The organism is Gammaproteobacteria bacterium, from assembly GCA_013696315.1.
Taxonomy (GTDB): Bacteria; Pseudomonadota; Gammaproteobacteria; order JACCYU01; family JACCYU01; genus JACCYU01.
In genome coordinates, this window is record JACCYU010000162.1 from 1 (window position 1) to 6,397 (window position 6,397).

Annotated in this window: 4 protein-coding genes and 1 pseudogene; 3 read left to right on the forward strand and 2 right to left on the reverse strand. The window is 60.5% G+C overall.

The genetic code is table 11. From position 1 onward, the window contains the following. The first annotated feature begins 193 nt into the window (after window positions 1-193). From H0V34_09825 to H0V34_09835, 3 genes are all read left to right on the forward strand, one after another. Window positions 194-2,023 (forward strand): PQQ-dependent sugar dehydrogenase, encoded by a 1,830-nt coding sequence (locus H0V34_09825; GenBank protein ID MBA2491979.1) that lies wholly within the window; start codon window positions 194-196, stop codon window positions 2,021-2,023. A gap of 276 nt (window positions 2,024-2,299) precedes the next feature. Then, entirely contained in the window at window positions 2,300-2,971 is a 672-nt protein-coding gene (locus tag H0V34_09830) for a phosphoglycolate phosphatase (protein ID MBA2491980.1), read from the forward strand. A 131-nt stretch (window positions 2,972-3,102) separates the two neighbouring features. Further along, window positions 3,103-4,599: an anthranilate synthase component I gene (locus H0V34_09835; protein MBA2491981.1), complete on the forward strand. Its 1,497-nt coding sequence runs from the start codon at window positions 3,103-3,105 to the stop codon at window positions 4,597-4,599. Here H0V34_09835 and H0V34_09840 read toward each other — a convergent pair. Next, window positions 4,591-5,388, reverse strand: coding sequence for a phosphatase PAP2 family protein (locus H0V34_09840; GenBank protein ID MBA2491982.1), 798 nt, complete (start codon window positions 5,386-5,388; stop codon window positions 4,591-4,593). The genes H0V34_09835 and H0V34_09840 overlap by 9 nt on opposite strands. A 289-nt stretch (window positions 5,389-5,677) precedes the next feature. After that, a pseudogene (locus tag H0V34_09845) lies at window positions 5,678-6,069 on the reverse strand (hypothetical protein). Between the last annotated feature and the right edge of the window lie 328 nt (window positions 6,070-6,397).

Below are 6,397 nucleotides of genomic sequence, written 5' to 3' on the forward strand. Positions count from 1 at the left end.
GACCTGAGCCAGTTACAATGGCGCGCACACGCGCGTGGAAGAAAGCGGCAAACACTTACACAAAAGATGGTGCCCGGCAGCGGCGGAGCCCCCGAGCCGACATTGCTAGTGCCGCAATCGCGCCTGAATCGTGAATAGTTCGCGAATATGAGGGGATGCCGCGCACCTGCGCGGCACGACAGGAGGAGGGGTAATGACACGAACGTTATCGTTGCGTGTGATCAGTAGTTTATTCGCCGGCATGGTGGCGATTCTGGCCGGCCATTCCGCGGTTAATGCCGAGTTGAACCTTGACGAGGCCGAGGATCAGAAAGTATCCGGCGACAGGACGTCGGACTGGAAACATGACTGGGTGGTCGAGAAAGGCTTCGCGCTAGCCATCGACACGACGGGTTACCAGTATCCGACCGCCACCGCCTTCGTGCCCGACCCCGGGCCGGACCCGAAAGATCCGCTGTATTTCGTCACCGAACTTCGCGGCAAGGTCAAAGTGGTGACCAACGACCGCACGGTGTACACCTTCGCCGAGGGCTTTCTGGAAACGGAATTCGACAAGGAGCCGCCCGCCAAGCAGGCTGAGTACGGCCTGGCCGGCATCTGTCTGGAACCCTCGCGTGGTTACCTGTTCGTGACCTTCGCTTATCAGGACGGTAACGAGTTACGCAACAACATCATCCGTTTCGAGGCGACGGCGGAAACCTACGCGCTCGAGCCGCGCTCGCAAACCGCATTCACGGATGTGTTCGCGCCCTACGAGTCCGGGCTTTCGCATCAGATCGGCCAGTGCCAGATAAGCAACGACATGCTGTATGTCGGCGTGGGCGACGGTTTCAACGAGCCCCGGAGCAGCCAGCGGCTGGACACCTTCCGCGGCAAGATGCTGCGCATGACGCTGGACGGTCGGCCGGCGCCCGGCAATCCACTCTACGAGAGCAACGCCATCGATCGCGCGGCCAACTATGTGCTGGCCTATGGGTTGCGCAATCCGTTCGGGCTGGAAATCGTGGATGGCAGGGCTTTGGTTGCCGAAAACGGCGTTAATTCGGATCGATTCTTCGAGCTCGATCCCGGCAGGAACTATCTGTGGGACGGCAGCGACCGCAGTATCGCGGCCAATGCCGATTACGTATTCCTGGAAAGCGTAGGCCCCGGCCAGATGGACTATTATCAGCGTCCCGAGCCGGCCTTCCCCACGCATCTGGAGGATCAGTTCTACGTCGCGCTGTCCAGCCTGGAGATCCCGGGCATCATGCGCATACCGTACAGCGTCGAGCAGCACGCGATGCTGGATACGCCGGGCTATCTGCTTCGTTCCACCGAAAAAACCAACTGGATCGCCGCGCTGGCATTCGGCCCGGACGCGCTGTATTTCGCGCCGTTGATGCCGCCCGAAGGCAGCGGCGGCGCGGTGATGAAAGTCAGCTACGATCCAAATAACGCGCATTTTCTGACGTTGACGGATCTGGACGCCGCCGATGTGTCGGCCGCCGATGACGATAGCATTATGCGGCTCATGCACCGCAAGGGCTGTTTCGGCTGCCACAAGCTGGAAGACGTGTACGAGCGCGGCGGCAGCAAGGGGCCGATGCTGGGCGACGACGGCATGATGGCGCGCATTGAAAAGCAGATCAGTTCGCCTTCTTATCTGGCTTATCTCGATGAGCTGGACTCCAGGGATGAAGCGCCCTACAACCAGTATGTGGAGGCCAGAGACGAGGTCGCCGCCGCGAGCGGACATGAAAGGGTGCGCATCTGGATGAAGTACCAGATCCTCGAACCGCGCTTCGACGGCCCTTCCACCATGCCCAATCTGGGCGTGACCGAAGTCGAGGCGGAAACCATTACGCGTTATCTGGTGGGCGAGGCGGACGAGGGATTTATCGGCAAGCTGAAAAAGCACTTGTTCAGAAACCCGCAGAGAACGGCCGTGGTGACGTTTTCCGCGGGCGTGCTGGCGGGGCTGCCGGTGTGGTTACTGATGTCGTGGGTGGGGCGCCGGCGTTCAAGGCGGCAACCAGTGTAGTCATCACCGATACCCCAGCGGCTGCGAGCAAGCGGCCGCCGCGCCGGTCGCTGAATTTCTCCTGCCGCGGCGGTAAAGTGCCCCTCCGACCCCTCGTGAACGCGCCAGACTACGCCCTCAGCGCTGACCCGGCGATCTTCGGCGCCAGTGACTACGAAGCGACAATTAACAAATTGCGTTTAGTGTGTCAGGGCGATGCGATAACGCATTGGTGCTGGTTACATCTTTTAACCTCTGCGGCCGCCGCGTCTTTGCGGACTTCGCGTCAAGATAAACATGACCATAAAGAACCACGAATTGATCCTCATCGATGTGGACGGCACCATGATCGACAGCGCGCCCGATATCGCCTTTTGTGTCGATGGGATGATGGCGCGGTTAGGGCTCCCTGCGAGGGGTGAGGCGCGGGTGCGATTATGGGTGGGCAATGGGGCGGAACTGCTGCTCAACCGGGCGCTGACCGGGCGCATGGACGGCGAGCCGGATCGAGAGGTATACGAACGCGCGGCGCCGATCTTTTTCGATTTATACGCGCAGAATGTCAGCACGCGCAGCCGTCTGTATGTAGGCGTTGAGGAGGGGCTTGATTTTCTGTACGGTGCCGGTTATCGGCTGGGCGCGGTGACCAACAAACCGGAGCGTTTCACCCTGCCGCTGCTAACCACGATGGGTTTGCGCGATTATTTCGAGATCGTGGTCAGCGGTGATTCCCTGCCCGAGAAAAAACCGCACCCAATGCCGCTGCTGCATGCCGCGGACGTGCTGGGTGTTGCGCCTTCGCTTGCATTGATGCTGGGTGATTCGAGCAACGACGTGGAGGCCGCGCGCGCGGCGGGCTTTCAGATCGTGTGCGTGAGTTATGGGTATAATCACGGCCAAGACATCCGTGCCGCGCGGCCGGATGCGGTGATAGATTCATTGACCGAACTGGCGGCGCTGCTGACCTAGGCTGCCTGACCGATTTCAATCTGGTTATTACGTGCAACGTCGGCTTTTTCAGGTTCTGTTTACATGCGCGTGGCCATGGCAGTGACTTTTTGTCGCTGAACCCGAAAGCCTGTAACGAACCTGGACGAGCCATGACCGCTACCCAATCTGACATCAGTACTCACGCCCGCGCGCCGCTGGTACGCCACGTGCTGGCCGATCTCTATACGCCGCTGAGCACGTATTTAAGGCTTGCCGATGCGCCTTATTCGTATTTGTTCGAATCGGTGCAGGGCGGGGAAAAATGGGGTCGCTATTCAATTATCGGTCTGCCGTGCCGGCGCGTGATCAAGATCAACGGCCATACTGTCAACATCGAACACGACGGTGAAGTAATCGAGTCGCATGACGTTGGCGATCCGGTCGCGTGGATCGCGGCGTATCAGGCGCGGTATCGCATCCCCGAGCAACCCGGTCTGCCGCGCTTCAGCGGTGGGCTGGTGGGCTACTTCGGTTACGAGAGCATCGCCTACATCGAGCCGCGCCTGGCGGGCGGCGACAAACCCGATCCGGTCGGCACGCCCGATATCCTGCTGATGGTGTCGGACGAGGTGGTGGTGTTCGACAATCTCGCCGGCAAGATTTATCTCATCGTGCATATCGACGCCAACGAGACTGAAGCGCTGGCCCGAGGGCAGGCGCGTCTGGGCGAGCTGGAAGCGCGTTTGCGCGCGCCTGCCGCATTCTACACTCCGTCGGCAAACACGCGCGCTATCGAGCAGTCCGATTACACGTCCAGCTTTTCGCGCGCGGGTTACGAGGCGGCGGTCGAACGCATCAAGTATTACATTGTCGAGGGCGACGTGATGCAGGTCGTGCCTTCACAGCGCATGTCAATCGAATTTCGGGCGCGGCCGCTGGATCTTTATCGCGCACTGCGTAGCCTCAATCCCTCGCCGTACATGTATCACCTGCACCTAGGCGATTTTCATATCGTCGGATCGTCACCTGAAATTCTGGTGCGACTCGAAGACGGCGTGGTGACGCTGAGGCCCATTGCCGGTACGCGACCACGCGGCGCGAGCGAGGCGGAAGACCTGGCGCTGGAGCGCGAGTTGCTCGCCGACCCCAAGGAACTCGCCGAGCATCTCATGCTGATCGATCTGGGCCGCAACGACGTGGGCAGAGTCGCAGTGACTGGCAGCGTCAGGCTCACTGAAAAGATGGTGATCGAGCGCTATTCGCACGTGATGCACATCGTTTCCAACGTGACCGGCAAGCTTAAACCCGGATTGTCCGCCATGGACGTATTGCGCGCGACCTTTCCCGCCGGCACGGTGAGCGGGGCGCCCAAAGTGCGCGCGATGGAAATCATCAACGAGCTGGAGCCCGTCAAGCGCGGCGTCTACTCGGGCGCGGTGGGTTATCTCTCCTGGAGCGGCAACATGGACACCGCGATCGCGATTCGTACCGCCATCATCAAGGACGGCATGTTGCACGTGCAGGCCGGCGGCGGCATCGTCGCCGACTCAGTACCCGCGCTGGAATGGGAAGAAACCATCAACAAACGCCGCGCGATGTTCCGGGCTGTCGCCTGGGCGGAAGCGGGATTGCGGACCGCGGCATCGGAGGCCCGGCCCTTAGAATGAAAAATTTACTGTCAGACCAAGCGCGTCAGCGCCCACCAGCGGCATGACGGAGGCAGAGGTGCGGCTGTGCGCGTCGCGGTCGCGCTGTTGCTCATTGAAGCGCACGACCGCCTTGCCGACGACGGTGCCGATCAGTGCGCTCGCCACGACATCGGAAACCCAATGCTCGTCCTCCTCAATGCGCGCGAAGCCTGCCATGGAGGCGACGCCGTACGACGTCAGATCGATCCACAGTGGATCGTAGTGTTCCGCGATTACCGAGGCTACGGCAAAGGCCTGCGTAGTATGGCTGGATGGAAACGAAGCGTTGCCGCTGAACGGTTCGAACGTCTGTGCGCCGTCCTCTGTTCGGGGACGGGATCGGCCAACGGCGAACTTGAGCACCGGGGTGATGATGCCCGTCGCGACCAGGCTGGCGGCGAGGCCATCCAGAGCCACGGCGCGGCTCTCCGGATTATCGAACGCGAGTCCTGACAGATAGAAACCGCTTAGCACGCCGAAGGAATACTCGACTCCAAACGGCTCGAAGAAATTCGCGATGTTGTCCGCGGTTGTTCCCTTGTTGTCCGCGATAACGTCTCGCACCGGCTCGTCGAATAATCCCGTCGCGGCTACGCCTAAGCTCGCCAGCGACACGGTAAGCCAGTCCCGTCTATCCCAGCGCAGCGGCGCGCTCAGCACATGTTGGGTGTCCGCCAGCAGGAGTTTTCCGTAGTCCAGTGAGAGCAGTCGTTCCTGGTCCGACGAGTCGTCAGCGAACCGGGAGGCTGCCGAAGCGCATCCGCTCACAAGCGCGATGCAGATGCAAAAGCCAGACATCTTTATCGGGGCGCGCTGAGGCAAGTGCGGAGCTACCCCGTCATCACGCTCTCCCGCGTGGTCTCGCACGCCTGTGTGCGGACGCTCGGCGCCGCTCGTAACGGTCATCCGGCACAGGTTCCGGCGCCACCGGTGATAGCGGCATATGTCTCGCACTAATCCCTCCACGACCCTTGTAATTTGGGCGATCGCTGCGCTTACCTTTTATGAGCCGTTTATGCGCGGGCAAGTCTCACCGCGGACATGCACCTGTCAAACGCTATCGCGACGACATGAAATCGTCAGGTAAAGGAACAGCGAACGGCACACCGATGGCGTACGCCCACGACGAATAGTGAATGATCAAGAGACCGAAGATGCCAAGCATGTTGCCGAGGTAAAGCGGGTGCCTCGAATGCGCGAAGAACCCTTCCCGCACCATCGAGTCCGCGTAGACTTGTTTGTTCTCCCCCCGCGCACGATGTAGCCGATGACGCAGAACCTGCGACGCGACCCGGCCGCGGACGTTCTTGTCAATTGAACAATATCCCCACGTGACCTGATCCCGCGCCAGGCAGAGATGCCCGATTTCCACAAGACGATGCGCCACGAAGGCGGATTTGCGTTGTGGCGCGTTGCGGCGATGCAGACAAATGAAGTGTAACATCGCAACCATTAGCATGGACATGGCCGCGGAGGTTGCGTGCATTGGCATACGGTATGCCGCTGTCGGGGAGTTCGCGTCTCAATGCTTCGACAAGTCGTACAGCGCGAACTTGCTGGACGTATATGCCCTGAAATAAGGCATCACCAGCAAGCCCAGGACCGAACCGATGCAAGTTGCTGGATCTGACGCGGCCAGGGCAAAGGCTTAAGGTATTGCGGAGGAACGGGTTGCCGGCGACGCGGTGCTGCCGGTAATCCGTATAAGCCGAAGGCACGAGATTAGTTGATGCGCGTGGGAGCGAATAAAGATTCCGGATGATTGTGCCCAGGCAAG